The organism is Hymenobacter sp. APR13 (genome assembly GCF_000737515.1).
In the GTDB taxonomy this organism is placed as follows: Bacteria; Bacteroidota; Bacteroidia; order Cytophagales; family Hymenobacteraceae; genus Hymenobacter.
This window is the reverse complement of the sequence record NZ_CP006587.1, coordinates 4045245-4068143: the sequence shown is the minus strand read 5'-3', so window position 1 is coordinate 4068143 and position 22899 is coordinate 4045245. Positions and strand designations below refer to the sequence as shown.

The 22899-nt window shown below is 63.6% G+C and carries 24 protein-coding genes; 16 read left to right on the top strand and 8 right to left on the bottom strand.

The window, feature by feature from the left end:
- Positions 1-695: 695 nt before the first annotated feature.
- From N008_RS16970 to N008_RS16950, 5 genes are all read right to left on the bottom strand, one after another.
- Positions 696-1490 (bottom strand): thymidylate synthase, encoded by a 795-nt coding sequence (locus N008_RS16970; RefSeq protein ID WP_044017583.1) that lies wholly within the window; start codon positions 1488-1490, stop codon positions 696-698.
- Between the two features lie 344 nt (positions 1491-1834).
- On the bottom strand, positions 1835-3019 hold the full coding sequence (locus tag N008_RS16965) for an FAD-binding domain-containing protein (protein WP_081910854.1): 1185 nt from the start codon (positions 3017-3019) through the stop codon (positions 1835-1837).
- A 15-nt stretch (positions 3020-3034) separates the two neighbouring features.
- A complete protein-coding gene (locus N008_RS16960; protein WP_044017582.1) occupies positions 3035-3319 on the bottom strand; it encodes a TIGR03643 family protein in 285 nt (94 codons plus the stop codon).
- A 138-nt stretch (positions 3320-3457) separates the two neighbouring features.
- Positions 3458-4567, bottom strand: a complete 1110-nt coding sequence (locus N008_RS16955; protein WP_044017581.1) for a type I restriction endonuclease — start codon at positions 4565-4567, stop codon at positions 3458-3460.
- Positions 4568-4674: 107 nt separating this feature from the next.
- Entirely contained in the window at positions 4675-4911 is a 237-nt protein-coding gene (locus tag N008_RS16950) for a hypothetical protein (protein WP_044017580.1), read from the bottom strand.
- Between the two features lie 183 nt (positions 4912-5094).
- Between N008_RS16950 and N008_RS16945 the strand changes: the two genes are divergently transcribed.
- Positions 5095-7395, top strand: coding sequence for an efflux RND transporter permease subunit (locus tag N008_RS16945; RefSeq protein WP_044019009.1), 2301 nt, complete (start codon positions 5095-5097; stop codon positions 7393-7395).
- Positions 7396-7464: 69 nt separating this feature from the next.
- Here N008_RS16945 and N008_RS21815 read toward each other — a convergent pair whose 3' ends face one another.
- The gene (locus N008_RS21815) at positions 7465-7956 is read right to left on the bottom strand and encodes a hypothetical protein (RefSeq protein ID WP_052381662.1); all 492 of its coding nucleotides are present in this window, start codon (positions 7954-7956) and stop codon (positions 7465-7467) included.
- 54 nt (positions 7957-8010) lie between these two features.
- Between N008_RS21815 and N008_RS16935 the strand changes: the two genes are divergently transcribed.
- The 10 genes from N008_RS16935 (at position 8011) to N008_RS16890 (ending at position 18645) form a co-directional block, all read left to right on the top strand.
- On the top strand, positions 8011-8601 hold the full coding sequence (locus tag N008_RS16935; RefSeq protein WP_044017579.1) for a hypothetical protein: 591 nt from the start codon (positions 8011-8013) through the stop codon (positions 8599-8601).
- 66 nt (positions 8602-8667) lie between these two features.
- A complete protein-coding gene (locus N008_RS16930; RefSeq protein ID WP_044017578.1) occupies positions 8668-9018 on the top strand; it encodes a hypothetical protein in 351 nt (116 codons plus the stop codon).
- A 58-nt stretch (positions 9019-9076) separates the two neighbouring features.
- A complete protein-coding gene (locus N008_RS16925) occupies positions 9077-10519 on the top strand; it encodes a hypothetical protein (protein ID WP_052381661.1) in 1443 nt (480 codons plus the stop codon).
- A gap of 3 nt (positions 10520-10522) precedes the next feature.
- Positions 10523-12211, top strand: coding sequence for a DUF5691 domain-containing protein (locus tag N008_RS16920; protein ID WP_044017577.1), 1689 nt, complete (start codon positions 10523-10525; stop codon positions 12209-12211).
- Positions 12212-12426: 215 nt separating this feature from the next.
- On the top strand, positions 12427-13527 hold the full coding sequence (locus N008_RS16915; RefSeq protein WP_044017576.1) for an ATP-binding protein: 1101 nt from the start codon (positions 12427-12429) through the stop codon (positions 13525-13527).
- A gap of 45 nt (positions 13528-13572) precedes the next feature.
- Positions 13573-14190, top strand: a complete 618-nt coding sequence (locus N008_RS16910; protein WP_044017575.1) for a hypothetical protein — start codon at positions 13573-13575, stop codon at positions 14188-14190.
- Positions 14191-14200: 10 nt separating this feature from the next.
- Entirely contained in the window at positions 14201-14599 is a 399-nt protein-coding gene (locus N008_RS21810) for a hypothetical protein (protein ID WP_052381660.1), read from the top strand.
- On the top strand, positions 14599-16944 hold the full coding sequence (locus tag N008_RS16900; protein ID WP_044017574.1) for a DUF5682 family protein: 2346 nt from the start codon (positions 14599-14601) through the stop codon (positions 16942-16944). The genes N008_RS21810 and N008_RS16900 overlap by 1 nt, the downstream gene beginning before the upstream one ends.
- A gap of 150 nt (positions 16945-17094) precedes the next feature.
- Positions 17095-17454, top strand: a complete 360-nt coding sequence (locus tag N008_RS16895) for an Imm51 family immunity protein (protein WP_044017573.1) — start codon at positions 17095-17097, stop codon at positions 17452-17454.
- A gap of 78 nt (positions 17455-17532) precedes the next feature.
- Entirely contained in the window at positions 17533-18645 is a 1113-nt protein-coding gene (locus N008_RS16890) for a VWA domain-containing protein (RefSeq protein WP_044017571.1), read from the top strand.
- Positions 18646-18833: 188 nt separating this feature from the next.
- Here the strand turns inward: N008_RS16890 and N008_RS16885 are convergent, their stop codons facing one another.
- Positions 18834-19139, bottom strand: coding sequence for a winged helix-turn-helix transcriptional regulator (locus N008_RS16885; protein ID WP_044017570.1), 306 nt, complete (start codon positions 19137-19139; stop codon positions 18834-18836).
- A gap of 264 nt (positions 19140-19403) precedes the next feature.
- Here N008_RS16885 and N008_RS16880 point away from each other — a divergent pair, with 264 nt between their 5' ends.
- From N008_RS16880 to N008_RS16860, 5 genes are all read left to right on the top strand, one after another.
- A complete protein-coding gene (locus tag N008_RS16880; protein WP_081910853.1) occupies positions 19404-19661 on the top strand; it encodes a VOC family protein in 258 nt (85 codons plus the stop codon).
- Positions 19662-19699: 38 nt separating this feature from the next.
- Complete coding sequence (locus tag N008_RS16875) at positions 19700-20002, top strand: transposase (RefSeq protein WP_044014656.1); 303 nt, start codon at positions 19700-19702, stop codon at positions 20000-20002.
- Positions 19999-20880 carry an IS3 family transposase gene (locus tag N008_RS16870; protein ID WP_081910647.1) on the top strand — a complete coding sequence of 294 codons (882 nt, stop codon included), beginning with the start codon at positions 19999-20001 and terminating at the stop codon, positions 20878-20880. The genes N008_RS16875 and N008_RS16870 overlap by 4 nt, the downstream gene beginning before the upstream one ends.
- A 32-nt stretch (positions 20881-20912) precedes the next feature.
- Positions 20913-21164 (top strand): VOC family protein, encoded by a 252-nt coding sequence (locus tag N008_RS16865; protein ID WP_231569733.1) that lies wholly within the window; start codon positions 20913-20915, stop codon positions 21162-21164.
- Positions 21165-21297: 133 nt separating this feature from the next.
- Positions 21298-21729 carry a DUF1810 domain-containing protein gene (locus N008_RS16860; protein WP_044017569.1) on the top strand — a complete coding sequence of 144 codons (432 nt, stop codon included), beginning with the start codon at positions 21298-21300 and terminating at the stop codon, positions 21727-21729.
- A gap of 103 nt (positions 21730-21832) precedes the next feature.
- On the opposite strand, the gene mgrA is transcribed toward N008_RS16860, so the two are convergent.
- Positions 21833-22825: an L-glyceraldehyde 3-phosphate reductase gene (gene mgrA, locus N008_RS16855; RefSeq protein WP_044017568.1), complete on the bottom strand. Its 993-nt coding sequence runs from the start codon at positions 22823-22825 to the stop codon at positions 21833-21835.
- Between the last annotated feature and the right edge of the window lie 74 nt (positions 22826-22899).

Below are 22899 nucleotides of genomic sequence, written 5' to 3'. Positions count from 1 at the left end.
CCTCGGCTACACGGCCTCGCAATTGAAACCAGCTGTCGAAGAATTCCTGCAAATCATCTTCCGTAACATCGTTCTGGCGCAACACCTCACGCCGGTCACAATGAGTGCTGTCGAGCACGTATAGCGCAATCCAGGCACGGTGGCGGCGGCTAAGCGCAGGATTTGGCGGGGTCTGGCGACCGGGCAGAGCCATGGCATAAATGGGTATTGTAGAGAGATATAGCATACCTCAGATACGCAACCCATTTGGCCGCCGGATTTGGTGGCCAAATGCAAATCATCCTATTTCCCGTATTGAAAATTTCCCTACCGGCGCCGTAATGCACTCCGCTCCTGCAGCCGCAACCAACTCGGCGTATGCGCAGCTAGATCAGCCTCCGTCACGTTGTTCTCCGCCAGCACATCCCGACGGCTCAAAAAGCTCGTTTGGAGTGAATACAGCGCCACCCAGGCCCGGTGCTGCTGCGACAAGCCCGCAACGGGCGCATTCATCGGCGGGGTGTAATTAACATGAAGTAGCGTAGCCATCATGCCGGTACTTACGACCCCATTCCTGTTTTTAGATTTAAAGATTCTCAGATTGAGCTAAAAAAAACTATCTGACGGAACTTTTCTAAACAACGCAAGTGCCGTGGGCCAACAAGCTGTCTGCCGCAGAGCCAGTGACATCTATACATACTAGCAACTCCAGGATGCTACACAGCTACCGGAGCCTTGATGGCGGGCCAGGGGTCGTAGTTTTCCAAGGTGAAGTCGTCGTACTGGAAGGCAAAGATGTCCTGCACGGCGGGGTTCAGGCGCATGGTGGGCAGCGGGCGAGGCTCCCGGGTGAGCTGCAGGCGGGCCTGCTCTAGGTGGTTGCTGTATAGGTGGGTGTCGCCGCCGGTCCAGATGAACTCGCCGGGCTCCAGGCTGGTGACCTGGGCCATCATGAGCGTGAGCAGGGCGTAGCTGGCAATGTTGAAGGGCACGCCCAGGAACACGTCGGCGGAGCGCTGATAGAGCTGGCAGCTGAGGCGGCCGTCGGCCACGTAGAACTGGAACAGGGCGTGGCAGGGCGTGAGGCGCATCAGCGGCAAATCGGCTACGTTCCAAGCCGATACCACCATGCGGCGCGAATCGGGCTGGGTGCGCAGCAGGTGCACCATCTGGGCAATCTGGTCGATGCTCTGGCCGTCGGGCGTGGCCCAGCTGCGCCACTGCTTGCCGTAGATGGGGCCCAGCTCGCCGCGCTCGTCGGCCCACTCCCGCCAGATGGTCACGCCCACGTCTTCCAGCGACTGGTTGCTGGTGTCGCCGCGCAGAAACCACAGCAGCTCGTGGATGATACTTTTCAGGTGCACCTTCTTGGTGGTCACCAGCGGAAACCCATCCTGCAGATTGAAGCGCATCTGATACCCAAACACCGACAGCGTCCCGGTGCCGGTACGGTCGGTTTTCTGGGTGCCGTTATCGAGGATGTGCTGGAGCAGGGTGTGGTACTGGTGCATGACGTGGGTGTGCGCTTGGGCTTGTAGCAGTGTATTTCAGGAACGCTCTGAATCGGCATTTAGACATGATTCAAGGCGGCCAGACGGGCGCGCAAAGCTACGGCTTCTCCAAGTACAACCAACGGCTAAACGCGCGATGTAGAGACGCGACACTTCGCGTCTCCTCGTTGCTGACATTGTTTAAATCGGTTCGGACGGGCCGTTCAACGACGAGACGCGAAGTGTCGCGTCTCTACATCGGGCTAATTGTACGGTGTAGAGACGCAATATTTTGCGTCTCTACGTTGAACGACACGCCCCATCTTAACAACATCAGCAACGACGAGACGCAAAATATTGCGTCTCTACACTGTGCCATCTACCTCCTGGCGGCGCAGCACTTTTTCGCACTTTTTCCAGTAGTTGAAGAAGCTAGGGAAATAGCCGGCTACTTCCGGCACCAGCCAGGGACGGGCGTCGTGGGTGCCGGGATAATGGGCGGTGGTGGGGTGCTGGCGGGTGTAGATGGCCGGCCCGTCGGCCAGGTGGGGCAGCTCCGTCACCTCCCCCACGAACACCTGGATATCGGGGATATTGTCGGTGGCCAGTTGCTGGATGAAGGCCAGCACCGCCCCGCTCACCGGGAACCGTCGGAAATGCGAGGGCTCCAGCACCAGGATGCGGTTGGCCGGCTCGTCGGCGCGCCACTGCGGGTCGAGGTGGTAGCTGTTGTAGAGCAGTAGCGGCAGCGCGGGGTCGATAACTGGGGCGGGCGTGACGGGCAGCGGCGTTTCCAGGTCGGGCACCACGGTAGCCTGCAGCTCCGGGGGCACGGGCAGCGTGGGCAGCTCGCCGTAGGCTACGTCGAGGTAGGTGTGGCGCTGCTGACTGCCGGTGTAGTGGTTGATGTTTTCCTGGTTGCAGTAATACTGCTTGCTGGCAAACGCGCCGGCCACCCACTGCCAGCTGCAGGTGTTGCTGGCCAGGTCGCCGTCGAGCAGATGGTAGTAAAGCCAGGCGGCCGGGGCCGACCAGTGCGCCCGCCCGATGTTGCAGGCCAGACTGGCCACGTACATGCGCAGGTGGTTGTGCAGGTAGCCGGTGGCGGGCAGCCGGCGCAAATACCCATCCACGGCCGCAATACCGGTGCGGGCTTCGGGCAGGGCCCGGGGCAGCTGGTGGTGCTGCGCGCCGGGCTGGGGCTGGCGCAAATCAGTAAACAGCTCGTCGCCGCGGGCCTCCCACACCCGCTGGAAAAAGTCGCGCCAGCCCAGCTCGCTGGCCAGCTTCTGCATGTCGTCGAAGGCGAAGCCGCGGGCCTGCAGGGCCTCGTACACCTGCCGGGTGCTGATAACGCCCCGGCTCAGGTAGGGCGACAGATACGTGAGGGCCCCGTTGAGGAAGTTGCGCGAGCGGCCGTAACGCACCGGGTCGATGGCCGCTACCCGGTCCAGAATGTCCGCGTAGCGGGTGGGGAAGCTAAGGTTGGGGGCGGCAGTGGGCTCGGGGTGGGCCTGGCCGGCGTGGAGTTTGCGCAGGTGCGTGCTCATGACGGGAAAGGGGCGCTACCGCTTGCTGATTTTGTTGAGGGAGATGCTGCGCTGCTGGTTGCTTTTGAAGCCGTCCACGTCGTCGGAGCGCAGGGCGCGGTGCTTGGTGGCGCGGCCGCTCATACGGGCCCGCCACATCCGAAACGAGGACGCCTTCATTTCGCGGCGCATCAGGGCAATAACGTCCTTTTCGGCAAGGCCAAACTGGGTTTCAATGGCCTCGAACGGCGTGCGGTCCTCCCACCCCATTTCGATGATGCGGTCAATGTCGGCGGGAGATAGAGGGGCGTTTTCGGGCATACGGCAGCGGATAAGGGCCGGCGTGGGGCGGCCGGCGCTTCTGCAACCGTTGGGCTTCGGGGGATGTTTCGGGAGGCCTTAACAGCGCCAACGCCGCTCTTGTGGAAGCGGCGTTGGTGTTTTTACAGATGATCGGGTTTATACGCCCGCTTCGGCTGGCTTCTTCTCGTGACGCTGAACGGCAGCTCGGATGCGGGACGCTAGGCCATACAAATCATCCAGCGACGTAATATCAACCCGCTCCCCGCCTTCCTGATCGAATACAGTTACGTATTTCTTACTGCCATTGAAGTGCAGACGGCAGATGGGCTTGCGGTTGTTATCGTCCAGCAAAATGCCACAGTACGATTGCACGTCTCGCATGACCACCCGGTTCACGGCCACCATCTTGCGCAGGATGGCCCGCACAATCATGAAGCCTTCCGTTTCCTCCACAGTAGTTTCGATTTCCTTCTCCACTGGCTCAGCCGCCGACGTAGCGGCAGATTCCAACGTGGGCAATGCCGGCACTTCGGTAGCTAACAGGCCGTTGCTGGTATCCAACATGGCCGACCGCAGCCGCATAGTGATTTTGTCGTTCAGAAACTGATGAAACGAGCGATGTACCAACACGCTGAATTGCTCTTTGAGCTTGGGCGTCAGCACACCGTCGTAGATCTGCTTGGAAACGAAGTTGATGAAATCGGGTGAGGGCTGGGTGAACTGCTCATCAAAGTACTTCTTGAAGGCCCGCATGTACTTCAGGTTGTAGGCAGCAAACAGCAGGTCTTCGATGTTGAACGCCGCCTTGCTCAGCTTCTTGATTTCGGCCACATCGGTTTCCTGGAAATTGAACAAGTCGAATTCCATGAAGGGCCGCTCATCCATCTTGTTCGGCTGTTCCAGGTCCGTGAATAGCCGGTAGTGCACGCCGTTGGTGAGCACCGCAATCCGAGCCTCGGTGACGTGGAAATAGCGAAAAAGTTGACTGGCATTGTTAATCGTCAGGTCGCCACCCACATGCTTACACTCTATCAGGATGATAGGCTTGCCGTCGCGCATGATGGCATAATCAATCTTCTCGCCCTTTTTCGTGCCGATGTCACAGATAAACTCCGGCACTACTTCTGTCGGGTCAAACACATTGTAGCCCAGCGCGTTGATAAACGGCATTACCAGCGCGTTCTTCGTTGCTTCCTCGGTTTGAATGTGGGTGATTTGCTTTTGCGCTCTGGACGCGAGATTGGTCAATTGGTCGATAAGCTCCATACAGACTATTAGGATTGTTACACAATTTCTAAATGTAGTTACTCCAGCCACAAACGCAAAAAGCCGCTCGAATTGAGCGGCTTTTTGTTAAGTATCACCTTTAGCGCTTACAGCGACTTCACAGCCGCAGCAGGGGCAGCCGGCGTTACGGCGGCAGTTTTGGCGCCTTTTTTCATGCAGCACGAGGGCGTGCCGGCGGTGGCACCGGTTTTGGCGCACTTGGCGGCCATTTCGGTGGAGCAGGCTTCTTTCTTCTTGCCTTTGGCGGCGGCTTTGTCGCCTTCGTGGGCGGTGGCGGTGCCGGCGAAGGCGAACAGGCAGAGGGCGAGCAGGGCGTTTTTCATGGGCGAAGACTTGGAAAACGAGGAAACAAAAGCCCGAAAGCCGGGGTTGGCTTCTGGTTGCCCTAAAGTAGCGCGGATTCGGCAGAAACCCGCGCCGGGGCGGCTCTACCTTTGCGCGGGCTGCCCCGCGGCCTTTTTCCGTTCAACGATGCGCGCGGCCCCGGCGGCGCGGTACTGGTTTCTATGCCCCTTCGCAAACTTGCGCACCTCACGCTGCTGGCCCTCGGACTCCTCACGGCCCTGGCCGTATTCTTCGTGGCCCAGCTGCGCTTCAACTACAATTTCAACGACTTCTACCCCGCCGGCGACCCGGACCTGGACTACTACGAGCAGTACGCCAGCCGCTTCGGCAACGACAACGACTACGTGCTGCTGGGCCTGGAAGCCCCGGCCGGCCAGACGGTGTTCGAGCCCCGGTTCCTGACCAAGGTTGATTCGCTCACGCGCTTTATCCGGGCGCGGCGGCACGTCACGCAGGTCTCGTCGCCGACCACGGCCAGCAACCCGGTGGTGGAAGGGCTGGGCGTGTTCAACGTGCCCTACCTGCACCCCCGGGAGCCCGAACGGCGCGCCCAGGACTCGGCGCTGGTGTACCGCACGCCGGGGCTGGTGGGCAACCTGATTTCGCGGGATGCCCGGGCCGTGACCATCCTGTTCCAGACCTCGCCCAACCTCAGCAAACCGCCCGGCGACTCGCTACTGGCGGCCGTGCGTACGGAGCTGGCCCGCCAGGGCATCCCCGAAAACGAGTACCACCTGGCCGGCAAGATGGTGGCCCAGTCGGTGTTTGTGGACCGGCTGCAGATGGAGCTACTGGTGTTCATGAGCCTCTCGGTGCTGCTGGTGACGGGGCTGCTGTGGCTCACGTTCCGGACCTGGTGGGGCGTGGTGCTGCCGCTGGTGGTGGTGCTGGGGGCCATTCTGTGGGGGCTGGGCGTGATGTCGGCCTTCGGAGTGAGCATTGATTTGATGACGGCCCTGCTACCGGTGATGCTGTTCGTGGTGGGCATGTCGGATACCATCCACATCATCACGCGCTACGTCACGGAGTTGGGCTACGGGGCCAGCAAGCGGGATTCGCTGCTGATTGCCCTCAAGGAATCAGGCTTCGGCTCGGGGCTCTCGGCCCTGACCACCAGCATCGGTTTTTTCACGCTGATGACCAGCACCATCCGGCCCATCTACAACTTCGGGCTGTTTACGGGCATTGCCGTGCTGCTCACGTTCGCGCTCAGCTTCACGCTGCTGCCGGCCATGCTGGTGCTGCTGCGCAAGCCCCAACTGCGCATTCCGCGCGAAACCGGCCACAGCTGGGACGGCGTGCTGGGCCGGATGTTCCGCACGGTGCTGGCCCGGCGGCACTGGGTGGTGGCCATCAGCGCCGTGGTGCTGGGGCTGTCGGTGGCCTCGGCCTCGCGCATCCGCATCAACTCGGCGTTGCTGGATGATTTGTCGAAAAACGACCCGGTGAAGCTGGATTTCCTGTTTTTCGAGCGGCAGTTTGCCGGCGTGCGGCCCTTCGAGCTGGACCTGAAGCCCGGTCCCGGCCGCACGATTTACGATTTGCAGGTGCTGCGCCAGACCGAGCAGATTGAAAACTACCTGCAGCGCGACTACGGGCTGAACTTCGTGGCCTCGCCCGTCACGCTCATCAAATCGGTGCGCAAAGCCCTGAACGGCGGCCTGCTGACCGAGTACCGCTTGCCCGACTCGGAGGCCGAGCTGCGGCGGCTGCTGCGCAAGGTGAAGCTGTTTCGTAAGAAGCCGGAGTTCCGGGCCCTGGCCCTGCCCGATGGCTCCGAGGGCCGCCTCACCGGCCGCATGCCCGACGTGGGCAGCATCCGGGCCGACCAGCTGAACGCCGGCCTGCGCCGCTTCCTGCGCACCTCCGTGGACAGCACCGTGCTGCAAACCCGCCTCACCGGCTCGGCCAACCTCATCGACAAAAACAACGAAAACCTCACGCTCAACATGATTACGGGCATGAGCATCGACATTGTGATGGTGACCTTGATTGTGCTGCTGCTGTTCCGCTCGGTGCGCATGACGCTGGTGGTGCTCATCCCCAACCTGGTGCCCATCCTGATTGTGGCCGGCGTGATGGGCGCGGCCGGCGTGAGCATGAAGGTGAGCACCAGCATCATCTTCACCATTGCCTTCGGTATTGCCGTGGATGACACCATCCACTTCATCTCCAAGCTGAAACTGGTGCTGCTGCAGGAGCCCAGCCTGTTCAAAGCCGTGCGCAAAACCTACCTGATGGCCGGCAAAGCCGTCATCGTCACCTCCCTGATTCTGGTGGGCGGGTTCTCCACGCTGATTTTTTCGTCGTTTGACGGCACGTTCTACGTGGGGCTGCTGATTGGCCTGACGCTGCTGTTTGGGGTGGTGGCCGAGCTGACCTTGCTGCCGATTCTGATTCTGTGGTTCTACCGCCACAAGCCCAAGGAAATACGGCAGCCGGTGCCGCTGCTGGAGGCGTAGAATTCCTATAAAAACGGCCTCCCCGCTCGAAAAGCAGGGAGGCCGTTTAGTTTACTGGTTAGACGTTGGTTAGGGCTTTGCTAGCGTCAGGCCTACTGGTGCCAACTGCGGGCCTTTGTCGTAAAGGTTGATGTAGAGCAACATGGGTTTGGTACTGCCGAGCCAGGTTACCTCATATACATCCAACATGCCCATTCCGCCGATGATGCCGTTGGGAGTTTTAAAAGCACAGCAGCTGCCGCGTCGCCGGTAGCTGATTTCTTCGCCGCCGGGGCCGCGCAGAGCGTTCAGGTAACTTTGCTGATTGCGGACGCCAGAATCAGATTTACCGCCCACACAAATGGGTTTCTGCTGCGTCACGCCGTATTCAGGGTCGGTGGATACAGCTACTCCAGCGGCCGGCGCTACGGTTTGGCGCGCGTTGTCGTAGTAGCTTTGCGGCATATTAATTGAGCCGCTGATGTTCGGATTGTCATTGGTACCGGACGTAGTTTTGGCGGTCTTGCAGGCCGAAATACTCAGTACAGCCGATAGACTTAGAAGATAGAAGATGCGTTTCATAGGCTCGATTTACTTAAAATCGGTTTCCTCTTCAACACCTGCTTGCTACTTATTTTGACACGTTCGCGCCGCTTCACCTCTCTCTGCTTCGCCGCTAGCCTGACCCTAGGTTCCGCCCTCGCCCAAACCCCCACCACTGCCCCCGACGACCCGCTGCCCCGCCTGATTCAGGAGCGTCAGCAGCTGGTGCAGGAATACGAAGCCGCCGCTGCCCAGCGCAACGCCTTCCTGGCCGACAAGCCCAGCAAAAAAGACCTGCAGGAAGTGGTGGACGCCCTGAAAGGCATCATCCGCAAGGACACCGAGATTGTGCGCGAAGTGCAGGCCGGCACCCTGCGCAAAACCGCCGCCGTAGTAGCCGAAAACCAGCAGGCCAAGCAGCAAATCACCGTCGCCCAAACCGACCAGAGCAGCACCCGGGAACGGTTCCACGACCTGGAAAGCCAGATTGCCAACCTGCAGGAGCGCGACCGGCAGCGCGAAAAGAAGCTCCAAGACCTGCAAGCCACCGCCGACGAAGCCACCGCCGCCCGCACCAGCCGCGAGCTGCTGGCCGCCGCCCTGGCCGTGCTGAGCGCCGGCTTGCTGTTCTACGTGCTGAAGCTGCGCGGCCAACGCAGCGCGCCGGTAAAACGGCGGAAGTAAAACACTAACCAGCTGTCATCCTGAGCGGAGCTCAGGATGGACAGGGCATTTTCTCCCAATATCTCCATGCTCACCCCCGCCGCCCAGTTCCTGACCTACGCCGAGGCGGTGGCGCTGTACAGCCAGCTCAAAGACGCCGACGTGGATGCGCTGGTGAAAACCTGCGGCCCGCCCTCCTTCCCCTTCGGCGACGGGCTGTTTTACCAGCTGCTGATTGAGGAAGCCGACGTGCCGCAGGCCCAGGCGCTGGTGGAAGCCTTTGAGCAACAGCGTGCCACGCCGCCTGTGCTGCGCTGCCCGCGCTGCCGGGCCGAGGGCGCCGCCCCGCTGCCCCGGCCGGCGTGGTGGCGGCGGTTGTACTACGTGGGCACGGTGCTGCACAAATGCCCGCAGTGCGGCGCGGAATTTCCGGTCTGAACCCCTACTTTGCCTCGGTCTATCGTCCGGCTCCGGCCGGCCTAACCGTGCCTCTATCTTGACCTGGACCGAAGAACAGGCCCGCGCCCTTATTCCCGATGCCGGCACCCTGAAACGGGGCCAGGAGCTGGCCGCCCCCGCCCGGTGGCAGAACCTGGGCCGCACCGACACCGCCGCCTGGGGCGAGTGCAAAGGCAGCGGCAGCAAGCCCTACCAGACCGGCCTCGACCTCACCGCTCCCGCCTTCAAGTGCAGCTGCCCCAGCCGCGTGTTCCCCTGCAAGCACGGGGCGGGCCTGCTGCTGCTGCTGGCCCGCCAGCCCCAACTGCTGAACTCCGCCGAGCCCCCCGCCTGGCTGCAGGAATGGCTTGAAAAACGCCAGCAAACCCAGGAGAAAAAAGCCCCCAAAACCGCCGCTACGGCCGGGGCAGAGGGCGACACTTCCCCCGAACCCGCGGCTGGCTCGCCTGCTGCGGAGGAGCAGGCCGCGGGGAGTGAGGCCGCCCGTCAGAAGCGCGAGGCTCAGCGCCACGCCCGCATGCAGCGCGGGGCCTCGGAGCTGGAAACCTGGCTGCTGGACGTGGTGCGCACCGGCTTGGCCGCCCTCGACCAGCAGCCCCGCGCCTACTGGGAAAGCCAGGCCGCCCGCCTCGTAGACAACCAGCTGCCGGGGCTGGCAGCAGCCGTGCGCGAGCTGCCCGACCTGCGCCACCAGGGCCCCGACTGGCCCGCCCGCCTGCTGGCTCGCCTCGGCGAGCTGTGCCTGCTGGTGCGCACGTTCCAGCGCCTGCCCGAGCTATCCGACGAAGTCCGCGCCGACGTGCTGCAGCTGGTAGGCGTGAACCTGAAGAAGGAAGACCTGCTGGCCACCCAGCCCGCCGTGGCCGACGAGTGGCAGGTGCTCAGCCATACCACCAATGAGGAAGACCGCCTGACCGTGCGCCGCTCCTGGCTGCAGGGCCAGCGCACCGGCCGCTTCGCGCTGGTGGTGGAGTTTTCCTTTGGCGGACAGGCCTTCGCCACGCCGTTGCTGCCCGCGGGCCGATACGCGGGCGAACTGACGTTTTACCCCGGTCGGGTGCCGCTGCGGGCCGTGCCGGGGCCACTTACCTTCCAGGGTCTGACACCGGCTACGGCCGCTCCCGTTGGCGGCCAGGCCCCGGCCCAGCTGCTGAACGACTACGCCGACGCCCTGGCTTGCCTGCCCTGGCTGCGCGAGTGGCCCGCGCTGCTGCGCGGCGGCATTCCTGCCCGCACCCCCGCGGGCGGCTGGCAGCTGCAGTTTCCGGCGGCTGATGACGGCATGGAAGCCGGAGAAGCCGCCGGCCCCGCCGCGGCTGCTGATTCTGTGGCTCTGCCTCTGCTCTGCGACGAGCTGGCGGGCTGGGAGCTGCGCGCCCTCAGCGGCGGCCAGCCCCTCACGGTATTCGGGGAGTGGACCGGCCGCGGCCTGCGCCCGCTCGGCAGCTGGCCGGCCGCCCTTCACCCGCTCACTGCCTGATTTATGCCCGACGCCCTGCCCCCTTCCGCCTCCCACCTGCGCCCCGCCGCCGACTGGCAGCAGCTCCAGCGCGTGGCTCTGCTGGGCACCCGCCAGAGCACCGAGGCCCTGCCCACCGTGCCCGGCTTCGCCGCGCCTGCTGACTCTGCCGACCACCGCGAGCAGCAGGTGCTGCTGCTGGTCGGGGTACTGAGCACCGTGCGCAAAGCCGGCTTCCGACCACCGCTGGCCCGGGCCGAAGCGCCGGAAACCTCCCTATCCGCCCCGGCAACGGCATCCTCTGAAGCTCCAACGGCTGCGGCCTCCGAAGCCCTGCCGGCCATTACTGATTCTGAAACGCCCCACCGGCCGGCCGCTGCGGTGGTGGCCGGGCCCGAAACGGCTGCGCCGCTGGGGCCGCAGGGCGCGCAACTGCTGCAGCTGATGCTGGAAGGCACCGAGGCCGGCTCGCTTTACGGCTTTCTGGAAGATATGCACCGGCACCAGCGGCGGGTGCCGCCCCGGCTGCTGGTGGCCCTGCTGGAAGCTACCCGCACCCGCCGGGAGCTGCACGGCCCCGCCTCCCAGGTGCTGGGCCGTCGGGGCGAGTGGCTGGCCGCCCAAAACCCGGCCTGGCAGCCCGTGCTGCTGGCCGGCGCTTCGGCCCCCGACCCGGCTACCTGGGAAGCCGGCACCCTGGCCGAGCGCCGCAGCTACCTCTACCTGCTGCGCGACACCGACCCCACCCAGGCCCGGACGCTGCTGGCCACCACCCTGCCCCAGGAGCCCGCCCGCACCCAAGCCGAGCTGCTCCAGACCCTCGCCCACAACCCCAGCCCCGCCGACGCGCCCCTGCTGGAGCAGTACCTGACGGCCAAAAGCAAGGAGGTTCGGCAGGCCGTCCGGCCGCTGCTGGCCCGCCTGCCCGATAGTCCGCTGCTGGCGCGGCTGTGGCAGCGGGCCGAGTTGCTGGTGCGCCTCAAAACCGGCCTGCTTAGCAAAAAGCTGCTGGTGGAACTGCCCCCGGCCGACTGGGACAAAACCTGGCTCCCCGACGGCATCGAGCAGAAGGACAACCGGTTTCAGGGCGAGCGGACCGCGCTACTGGGGCAGATGCTGGCCCTGCTGCCGCCCCAACGGTGGGCTGCGCACTGGCAGCTGGCGCCCCGCAAGCTGCTGGAGCTGGCCGCCGCCACCGAGTGGGCCGGGCTGCTACTCACGGCCTGGGCCGAAGCCGCTGTGCTCCACCAGGACGCCGAGTGGGCCGGGGCCCTGCTGGCCTGGTTCTACGAGAAGCCCCGCCCTCATCCCGCCGCTCTGCCCACCGGGGGCCTGGTAAGCCAGCTCACGCCGGAGCAGGCTGCCGACCTGCTGCTGCCCCTCATCAACGCCACGCCCCATTTCAGCGCCGAGGTGGGCTGGCTGCCGCTGCTGCAGCTGGCCCCCGGCCCCTGGCCTGAGCGCCTCACCCGCCGGGTGGTAGAGGTGCTGCGCGACACTCTCAGCAAGCCCGTGGAGCTGTACCGCATCCAGTACGCGGCCGGGCAGCTGCTCGAGCACATGGCCCGCGCGGTGCCCGCCGCCCAGTACCGCCTGTGCGCCGAGCCCCTGCAGCCTCTGCTCCAGGACGTACCCTACCTGCACAACAGCCTCGCCCGCCTGCTCAACACCCTGCACTTCCGCCAGCAGCTCGCCGAGGTACTACTCGAATGAACGATGTAGAGACGCAATACTTTGCGTCTCCCGCCAGAACGGCCGGAACTACCGCACAGAACGATGTAGAGACGCGACACTTCGCGTCTCCCGTCAGAACGACAGGAACCACCGCACAGAATAAGGACCTCCGCCAGAAAACCGGAACCACCCAGGTCAAACAACATCCGTAACGACGAGACGCGAAGTGTCGCGTCTCTACACCCATCAACCCTATGCCTACCACGCCCGAAACCGCCGTCCTGCGCCCGCACGCCGAGGATGTGTACGCCGAAGAGCTGGCCGCTTTGCGCGCCGCCGACCACGACCGGCCCAAGCCCCCAAACTGGCACCTCTCGCCCTGGGCCACCGTCACCTACCTGCTGGGCGGCAAGCTGGATAACGGGTTTGAAATCGAGCCCAAGTACATCGGGCAGCGGCGGCTGATGGAAATTGCCGTGGCCACCCTGGCTACCGACCGCGCCCTGCTGCTGCTGGGCGTGCCGGGCACGGCCAAAAGCTGGGTATCGGAGCACCTGACGGCGGCCATCAGCGGCCGGTCGGATTTGCTGGTGCAGGGCACGGCGGGCACTTCCGAGGACGCCATTCGCTACTCCTGGAACTACGCCCGCCTCATTGCCGAAGGGCCTTCTTTGGGCGCGCTGGTGCCCTCGCCCCTGTTCAAGGGCATGCAGGAAGGCCGGCTGGTGCGCCTCGAGGAGCTCACCCGCATCCCCTCCGACGTGCAGGACACGCTCATCACCATGCTCTCCGAAAAAGTGCTGCCCATCCCGGAGCTTTCCACCGAGGTGCAGGCCGTGAGCGGCTTCAACGTCATTGCCACCGCCAACGACCGGGACAAGGGCGTGAACGAGCTCAGCAGCGCGCTGCGCCGCCGCTTCAACATGGTGGTGCTGCCCCTGCCGACCTCCGCGGAGGAGGAAGTGCGCATCGTGCAGACGCGGGTGGAAAAGCAGGGCAAGGCGCTGCAGCTGCCCGTGGAGGCCCCGGCCCTGGAGCAGATCAGCCGCCTCGTGACCATCTTCCGGGAGCTGCGCTCGGGCGTGACGGAGAACGGCAAAACCAAGCTCAAAAGTCCCAGCGGCACGCTCAGCACCGGCGAGGCCATTTCAGTGATGAACAGCGGCCTGGCCCTGGCCGCCTACTTCGGCGACGGCAGCCTACGCGCCCACGACCTGGCCGCCGGCCTCACCGGTGCCGTGCTCAAAGACCCCGTGCAGGACCGCACCGTCTGGCTGGAATACCTCGAAACCGTGGTAAAAGAGCGCGACGGCTGGAAAGACCTCTACCGCGCCTGCCGGGAGGTGGTGGAGTAAAATTCTATTCGAAACTGAACGTCATGCTGAGCGGAGCGAAGCATCTTGCCCGCCCTGACCAACCTGTTCTCAATGCACTTCCTGCACACTCATAAGAACCTGATTCCAGTAGTATTGCTGGCTGCACTTAGTATTTATACAATTCTCACGGTTCTGCTTGTGCCGGTGTACCAGGATGGGGAAGCGTACCAGCGGGCCTTTACTCCGGCGCATTACGGCGCTTTTGCCGCTGTGCTCCTGAATCTGCTGGCCTACTTCTTTTTCCGCCAGTTCTTCAAACCCATGCTCCTGCTGACCTTGGGGCTTACCCTGTTCAGCATCATCAATTTTTTACCGGATAATGTCCGGTTCAATTTCGGTTTTGGAGACGTAGGAGTGGGTTTTTCGATCCTCGGGCTAGGGCTAGTGCTGCTGTATTATCTCTTGAATAAGCCAGTCGCTCACGCCTTTATCAACCAGCGCATTACCGCCACCCCCACACCCGAGCAAGCAGCCCGCCGCCGCCGACAACGCATTGACCAGTTCAAGCATAATTTCGCCCGCAAATCCGACGAAAGCCTGCAACTGATGCTTCAGGAGCAAAAAGTGCTGCCGGATGCCTTATCAGCCGCACGGGAGTTGCTGCAGGAGCGGCAGGCTTCAACCGAAATCAGTAAAAAATAGGCAAGGCATTATGTCAAACAAACAGCCTGAATCTTACTGGACAGCGGTTGGCAACATCATTCGGGAGCGGCCTTACGGACCGGGCGGAGCTGAAATCCGCTACGGCACGAAGCATTTTGCACCGGGTGCCAAAGTGTATATCATCGACTGGTACCCGGGGACGTGTGATGCCGTTACCGTTGTTGGCCACCACCGCAAGTCGCACCAATTGATGAAACTGGTAGTACGGGTAGAACATTTGGAGAACTTGCGCCCAAAGGTGTGCTACTCACCGGCCGTAAGCAGCATCATAGAGGAGCATTTTGAAGCGGGTGACGCCCCCTACCGCCTTACCCGGGAATTTGCCGAAGAGTTGTGTGCAGTTTTACCCCACTGGAAGGCAGAACAACAACGCACCAAAACCACCTGATGCCCACCGACCTCCGCCTTTTCGGTATCCGCCACCACGGGCCTGGCAGCGCCGCCAGCCTCGTGCACGCCCTCGACGCCTACCAGCCCGACGTGGTGCTGCTGGAGTGCCCCGCCGATGCGGAGGCCGCGCTGGCCGCCGCCCTGCACCCCGAGATGGTGCCACCGGTGGCCTTGCTCGTGTACAACCCCAAACAGCACCAGCAGGCCTCGTTTCTGCCCTTCGCCGAGTTTTCGCCCGAGTGGCAGGCCCTGCACTGGTGCCACCGCCACGGCGCCCACCTGCGCTGCTTCGACCTGCCCATGGCCCTGCGCTTCGGGATGCCGGATGAAGTGCCTGACGTTGCGTCTCTCCCCTTGCCCCCCTCGGAACCAGCTCTGGAAGCTGACTTCAACTCACCCACGGAAGCGCCAGATCAGGGTGTAGAGCTAGGATTGGAAGCTAGTTCCCCCTCTCTACCGGAGAGGGGGCTAGGGGGTGAGGCACCGGATCAGGACTCAGCGGCTGAGGTCCTCCGGGACCCCATCTCCTACCTGGCCGAGCTCGACGGCTACGCCGACGGGGAGCGGTGGTGGGAGCTGCGCCTGGAGCAGGCCCCCGGCCACGCCGACACCTTTGCCGTGGTACTGGACCTGATGACGGCCCTGCGCGAGGAGCTGAACCTGCCCGAAACCGAGGAAACCCTGCTGCGCGAGGCCTTCATGCGCGAAACCCTGCGCGCCACCCTGCGCCAGGGCTACCAGCGCGTGGCGGTGGTGTGCGGGGCCTGGCACGCCCCGGTACTGCAGCCCGAGCTGCTCAAGAAAGAAGATAAAGCCCGCCTCAAGGGCCTGAAAAAGGTAGCCACCGCCGCCACCTGGATTCCGTGGACGTTTGAGCGCCTGTCCACCGCCTCGGGCTACGGGGCGGGCGTGGGGTCGCCGGCCTGGTACGAGCTGCTGTTTACCACGCCCCGCGCCGAGGTGGTGACGCACTGGATGGTGCGCGCCGCCCGCCTGCTCCGCACCCGCGACCTGGATGCCTCCGCCGCCCACGCCATCGAGGGCGTACGCCTGGCCCACACCCTGGCCGCCGTGCGCGGCCGCGAGCTGCCGGGCATCGAGGAGCTGCAGGAAGCCGCCGTGGCCATCCTGGGCGGGGGCTACCCCGAAACTCTGGAGCTGGTGCAGCGCGAGCTGGTGGTGGGCGAGCGGCTGGGCGCAGTGCCGCCCGAGCAGCCCGCCACGCCGTTGCAGCAGGACGTGCAGCTGCAGCAGAAAGCCACCCGCCTCAAGCCCGAAGCCACCGCCCGCACCCTCGACCTGGATTTGCGCAAGGAGCTGGATCTGAGCCGCAGCCACCTGCTGCACCGCCTGCGCCTGCTTGATATCCGCTGGGGCCAGTCGCGCCGGGCCCACGGCAAAGCCGGCACTTTCCACGAGCTGTGGGAGCTGCAGTGGCAGCCCGAGTACGCCCTGCAGGTGCTCGACGCGGGCCGCTGGGGCAACACCGTGCTGACCGCCGCCGCTGCCCGGGCCGCCAGTCGCGCCGCCGAGGCCCCCGACCTAGAAGCCGTAAGCCAGCTGCTGGAAGAAGCCCTGCAGGCCGACCTCGGCCCGGCCATTGGGGCGCTGGTGGCCCGGCTCGAAACCCTCTCGGCCGGCACCCGCGACGTGACGCACCTGCTGGCGGCCCTGCCCCCGCTGGTGAACGTGCTGCGCTACGGCAACGTGCGCCGCACCGAAACCGCCCAGGTAGCCACCGTGGTGCACCACCTGGTGCCGCGCCTGTGCATCGGCCTGCCGCCGGCCTGCACCGGCCTCGACTACGACGCGGCCCGCCAGCTGCTGCCTCGTCTCGAAGGCAGCCACCAGGCCATCCGGCTGCTGCAGGACGAAGCCCAGGAAACCGACTGGTACGCGGCCCTGGCCGTGGTGCTGCGCAACCCGGCTTCGTCGGGGCTGCTGGCCGGGGCGGCGGGGCGGCTGTTGTTTGATGCCCACCGCCTCAGTCCGGAGGAAGCCGCCACGGCGCTGGGCCTGGCCCTCTCGCCGGCCCAGCCTACCAGTTACGCCACGGCTTGGCTGGAAGGCTTCCTCAGCGGCAGCGCTCTGCTGCTGCTTCACCACCGCCCCCTCTTCGACCTGCTCGATGACTGGCTAGGCACGCTGCCCGAAGACACCTTCCGCGAAATCGTGCCCCTGCTGCGCCGCGCCTTCACCGATTTCAGCCTGCCCGAACGCCGCCAGCTGCTCGACCTCGCCCGGCAAGACGCCCAGCCGGCCCTGGCCGTAGCGGAGGAAGATTTTGACCTGGAACGGGGCCTGCGGGTACTGCCGGGCCTACGGGAGCTGCTGGGCTATTGACGTATCATAGCACGATGTAGAGACGCAATATTTTGCGTCTCATCGTTGAACGACCGGCTTCACGCAGATTAAACAACATCAGCAACGACGAGACGCAAGATGTTGCGTCTCTACACCGTTCCAATTTGCCACCGTCGTACCTTGCCACCTATGCCTACTACTTTCCCTTTCCAGGTGGCTGATTTAGCCGACAAGGCCGAGCCCGGCCGCCAGGAGCGCATCCTGGTGAACCTCACCAACCTGGAGGACTACTACAACGTGTTCGAGAAGCACGGCTTCAGCGGCAACGGCGCCAGCTGGGCCGAGCACATCGAAACCATCCTGGAGGAGCATGCCCCGGCCCTGCTCGACCACGTGGAGCTGGCCGGCCAGGGCGACATCTTCCTGGCCTTCACCGACGGCCCCGCCGCCACCGAGCAGTTCCTGGCCCTCATCCAACCCATTTTCGGCGACCTGGGCAGCCTCAACAAATACCTCGCCCAGGCCGATCCAGGGGACTTTTTTGAGTGATCAATCTACGTTGCGGAGAACTAGAACTAGCGCTAAAAAAGCTAGTTCCCCTCCTTGGAAATGAAGGGCTACTGTCCCATGACTCCCGCCACCAACACCGCCACCCGCTGGAAGCTCGTGCTTGGCTCTGAGGCCGACGCGCAGAACCAGATTGCCTTCGATGCCGACTATAAAGGCATGGACGATGTGCTGACCTCGCTCTATGACCAGTCGGAGCGCAAGGCCGGGCTGGGCGGCTCCGCGCCGCGCGTGAGCCGCTGGCTGGGCGACATCCGCACCTACTTCCCCACCGACGTGGTGGCCGTGATGCAGCGCGACGCCATGGACCGCCTGGGGCTGCACCAGCTGCTGCTGGAGCCCGAGATTCTGCGCACGGTGCAAGCCGATGTGCAGCTGGTGGGCATGCTCATGTCCTTGAGCCGGGTGATGCCCCAGAAGGTGAAGCACACCGCCCGCGAGGTGGTGAGCCGGGTGGTGAAGGAGCTGGAGCAGAAACTCTCGAACCCGCTGCGGCAGGCCGTGCAGGGCGCCCTGAGTCGGGCCGTGCGCAACCCCCGCCCCCGCTACCGCGAAATCGACTGGGCCGCCACCATCCGGGTGAACCTGCGGCACTACCAGCCGGCCCAGCGCACCATCGTGCCCGAGCGGCTGGTGGGCTTTGGGCGGCGCGGGCAGGCGCTCAAGGAAATTGTGCTGTGTGTGGACCAGAGCGGGTCCATGGCCTCGTCGGTGGTATACGCGGGCGTGTTCGGGGCGGTGCTGGCCTCCATCAAGGCCGTGAAAACGCACATGGTGGTATTTGACACCAGCGTGGTGAACCTCTCCGAGGATCTGCAGGACCCGGTGGATTTGCTGTTTGGGGTGCAACTGGGCGGCGGCACCGACATCAACCTGGCCCTGGGCTACTGCCAGCAGCTCATCACCCGCCCCACCGACACCATTCTGGTGCTCATCAGCGACCTGTACGAGGGCGGCAACGAGCAGCAGATGCTCAAAAAAGCTGCCGCCCTGCGCGCCGCGGGCGTTACAGTGGTAGCCCTGCTGGCCCTCTCCGACGACGGCGCCCCCAGCTTCGATAGGCGCGTGGCCGAGCAGCTGGCTGCCCTCGATATTCCCAGCTTCGCCTGCACCCCGCACCAGTTTCCAGGCCTGATGGCGGCGGCCATTCAGGGCGGCAAGCTGCAGGTGTAGGTCGCGCTGCCCACCCTAACTGCACTGTGGCATTGGCTACCAACGCGGGACATGCGTAGGTAAGAAGCCTGACCTGAACACGTCAGGCCAATACGACCAGCCGGGCCCGCATAACTACGGCATCTTTATTACTGGCTGGTCAGGGGCTAGCCGCGGATGTCGGGTATGCAGGATTGGGGCTGATGCAGCTAGGAAATGAACTGTTTACCCCACTGATCCAGGTCGCGCAGAATAGGAGCCAGCGACTTGCCGAGTGTAGTAAGGTCATAGTCTACCTGGGGCGGCACGGCCGCGTGTACAGTGCGGGTCAGTAATTGGTCGTGTTCCAGTTCCCGCATTGTCTGGGTAAACATCTTGTTGGATATCTCCGGTACCATGCGCTGAAGTACCCCGGACCGTTGCGGTCCTTCCAGCAGATGGAATAGCAGCAGGGGCTTCCACTTGCCACCAATTAACTCCATCGTTGCGTGCAGGGAGCAAACGGAATTCTTCATTATAACACAGAAAATTACCTCCTGAAAATCAGAAATTTACTCTTTTAGGAGACTATCGAACCTTTGGGTAAGTACTTGTGCCAGGGTACAAGATAGGGCACTTTTGCGGAGCGTTTTCAGGGGCCACTGCCCCAGCCGAAAAGGCCAGCCGGCATCTGCACGATGCTGGACAGGCCGCACGTACGCCCAGGCCGCTACTGACCTAGCCGTGGCTCTATTGGCTGCAGTTTAGCTGCACGATCATTTCACCCCACATCATTCCGTATGAACACTCCCCAGGCTTATCCGAAGGCATTTTCGCACATTGGCATCACCGTGCCGGACATTGACGCCGCGGTGCAGTTTTATACAGAGGTCATGGGCTGGTACCTCGTCATGGCCCCCAGCACGGTAACCGAGGAAACCGATACGGCTATCGGCCAGATGTGCCTCGACGTGTTCGGGCCCGGCTGGGGACACTTCCAGATTGCGCATCTGGCTACGTCGGACAGCATCGGCATCGAGCTGTTTGAGGTGGTCTAGAGAAGGCGGACAGAAGAAGGACGTATATTTCTTCTGTTATGGCAGCAAAAACCAGCGGGTCGTCGCCCGACAAACGGCGTAAATACGACGAGGCGTTCAAGGTCGAGGCCCTGCGCTTGGCGTCCGAGAGCCGCAGTACGCAAGCCGCAGCCCGCGAGTTGGGCATCAGCCCCAAGCTGCTCTACCGCTGGCAGCAGGCCCAAGTGGTGGCCGAGGTCGGCAGCGTCGAAGTGGCCCGTGACCCGGAGGTGCGTGCTCTGCGCGCCGCCAACAAGCGGCTGGCGCAGGAGCTGGATATTTTAAAAAAAGCCTTGGTCATCTTCGGCCAGCCGACCCCGTGAGTACGTACCGATACATCGCCCAGTGCCAGGTGCGGGTGCCCGTACGCCAGCTCTGCCGCGTGTTGCACATCGCGCCCAGCGCATACTACGCCTGGCACCGGCAGCAGGGCCAACCTGTACCCGAGCCGGCCTGGCAAGTAGCCGTACGCCAAGCATTTGTACGCCACAGCCAGCGCTACGGTACGCGCCGGCTGCGGGCCGAGGTGCAGGCCGAAGGCCATGGCGTGGGCCGTTGGCGCATTCGGCGCGTGCTCAAAGCGCACGGCTTGCGCGCCCAGCAGCCCCGCTCGTTCGTGCCCCGCACCACCGATTCCGACCCGGCCGTGCGCGCCGCCCCCAACCGCTTACTCGGCCAACCGGCCCCCACCGCCCCGAACCGGGTCTGGGTGGGCGACATCACGTACTTGCCCCGCCAGGGCGGCGGCTGGCTGTACTTAGCCATCTGGCTCGACCGCTGCTCGCGCAAAATCGTGGGCTGGGACGTGCGCGATACCATGCCCGAGGACTTGGTCAGCGAGGCCTTGCGCCGGGCCCTGGTCGTGCGCCGGCCCGCGGCTGGACTGGTCGTGCACTCCGACCAGGGCAGCCAGTACACGGCTACCCGCTTCAAAGCCCTGGTCGCCCAACACGGCGCACTGCAAAGCATGAGCCGGCGCGGCAACTGCTACGACAACGCCCACGCCGAATCGTTTTGGAGCCGCTTCAAGGCTGAACTGCTCGACGGCGGCAGCTTCCCCGGCCTGGCCGAAGCCAAGCTCGAAATCAGCCACCATATTGCCTATTACAACGCCGAACGCCGACATTCTGCTCTCGGCTATCACTCGCCCAACCACTTCGAAACCCAACTTCAAACAACGTCCCAATTGTGTTCGGCTTAGCTAGACCACCTCAGTTTTCCTTTCCTCAGGGCGTGAAGGAGGCACCGGCATTCCAGCCGTTCAACACGGGCCTGTTCCATTTCTGCGTGCAGGACCCCGACATTGAGGGACTGGTCAGCCGGATTGTGGCCGCGGGCGGCAAGCAGCGCATGCCTATTCGGGCCTATTACCCGGGAGAGAAGCCCTACCGCATGTGCTACGTGGAAGACCCGTTTGGCATTGTCTTCGAGATTTACACGCATAGCTACGAGCTGACTTACTCCTCGGGGGCCTACACCGAGTAGCATAATTGGGGTGGTCGTATTCGGGCAGGGACACCCCAACTGGCCGCATTTCCGTAGCACTGTTTCCGGTTGTTCCGCTGGCAGTACTCTCTACAAGCGGGGCCGCCAGATCAGTTTCCCCACCGTTTGCACCATGCCTCAGCCCCCAAACCTGCAACGCTTCCTCGACGCCCAGCAGCGCGACTATGCCACGGCCCTCTCGGAAATCCGGGCCGGCCGCAAGCGCAGCCATTGGATGTGGTACATCTTCCCCCAAGTGCAAGGATTGGGCTACAGCGAAACGGCCCGGTTCTATGCCATCCAAAACCGGCAGGAAGCCGAGGCATACCTGCAACACCCGGTACTGGGCCCGCGCCTGCGGGAAATCAGCGCGGCGCTGCTGACGCTGGCTGACACCGACGCCACCCACATCATGGGCAGTCCCGATGACCTGAAGCTCCGCTCCAGTATGACGCTGTTCGCCGCCCTGGAAGGCGCCGACCCGGTTTTTCAACGGGTGCTGGACAAGTTCTTCGGCGGTGAGCCGGACAAGAAAACGCTACAGCTTCTGCGGCAGCACCCGTAGTGGCCGAAACCGCAATACCATCTGTCATTCCGAGCACAGCGAGGAATCTGAGTTACCCATAAGAGGCTGACCCAGATTCCTCGCTACGCTCGGAATGACAGGTTTAGGCCTTCAGCACTTTCTCAATCCGGGCCAGTTCCTCGGGGCTGAACTGCAGGTTTTCCAGGCAGCGCAAAGAGTTGGTGAGCTGCTCGGGCTTGCTGGCGCCGATGAGCACTGAGGTGATGCGCTCGTCGCGCAGAATCCAGCTGAGGGCTAGTTGGGCTAGACTCTGGCCGCGCTCCTGGGCTAGGTCGTTTAGCTGGCGGATTTGCGTAAGGCGGGCTTCGGTCAGCTGGTTTTCGGTGAGGAAGCCCACGCCTTTGGCCACCCGCGAATCGTCGGGGATGCCGTGCAGGTATTTGTTGGTGAGCAGGCCCTGGGCCAGCGGCGAGAACGGAATGCAGCCTACGCCTTCCTGCCCCAGCAGGTCCAGCAGACCGTTTTCCGGACCGCGCTCAAACATCGAGTACTTGGGCTGGTGAATCAGGCAGGGCGTGCCCAGCTCGCGCAGGATGCGGATGGCCTCGGCGGCCTCCCGGGGCTCGTAGTTGCTGATGCCTACGTACAAGGCTTTGCCCTGGCGCACCACGTGGTCGAGGGCACCCATAGTTTCTTCCAGGGGCGTATCAGGGTCTGGGCGGTGCGAGTAGAAGATGTCCACGTAGTCCAGCTTCATGCGGCGCAGGCTCTGGTCGAGACTGGAAATGAGGTATTTGCGGGAGCCCCATTCGCCGTAGGGCCCTTCCCACATGTGGTAGCCAGCCTTGGTGGAAATCACCAGTTCGTCGCGGTAGCCCCGGAAGTCCTCTTTCAGAATGCGGCCAAAATTGGTTTCGGCCGAGCCGGGCGGCGGGCCGTAGTTGTTGGCCAGATCGAAATGCGTGACCCCCGAGTCGAAGGCCCGGTGCAGGATGGCGCGGAAGTTCTGGAGCACGTCCACGTCGCCGAAGTTGTGCCAGAGGCCGAGCGAGACGGCCGGCAGTTTCAGGCCGCTGCGGCCGCAGCGGCGGTAGGGCATAGTGGCGTAGCGGCCGGGGCTGGGTTGGTAGGGCATAGGAAAGGGAAGTGTTGGACTAGAGTGGCAAGTACGAAGGAACCTGCCAAAAGCACGCGTGGCGCCGGCTAATT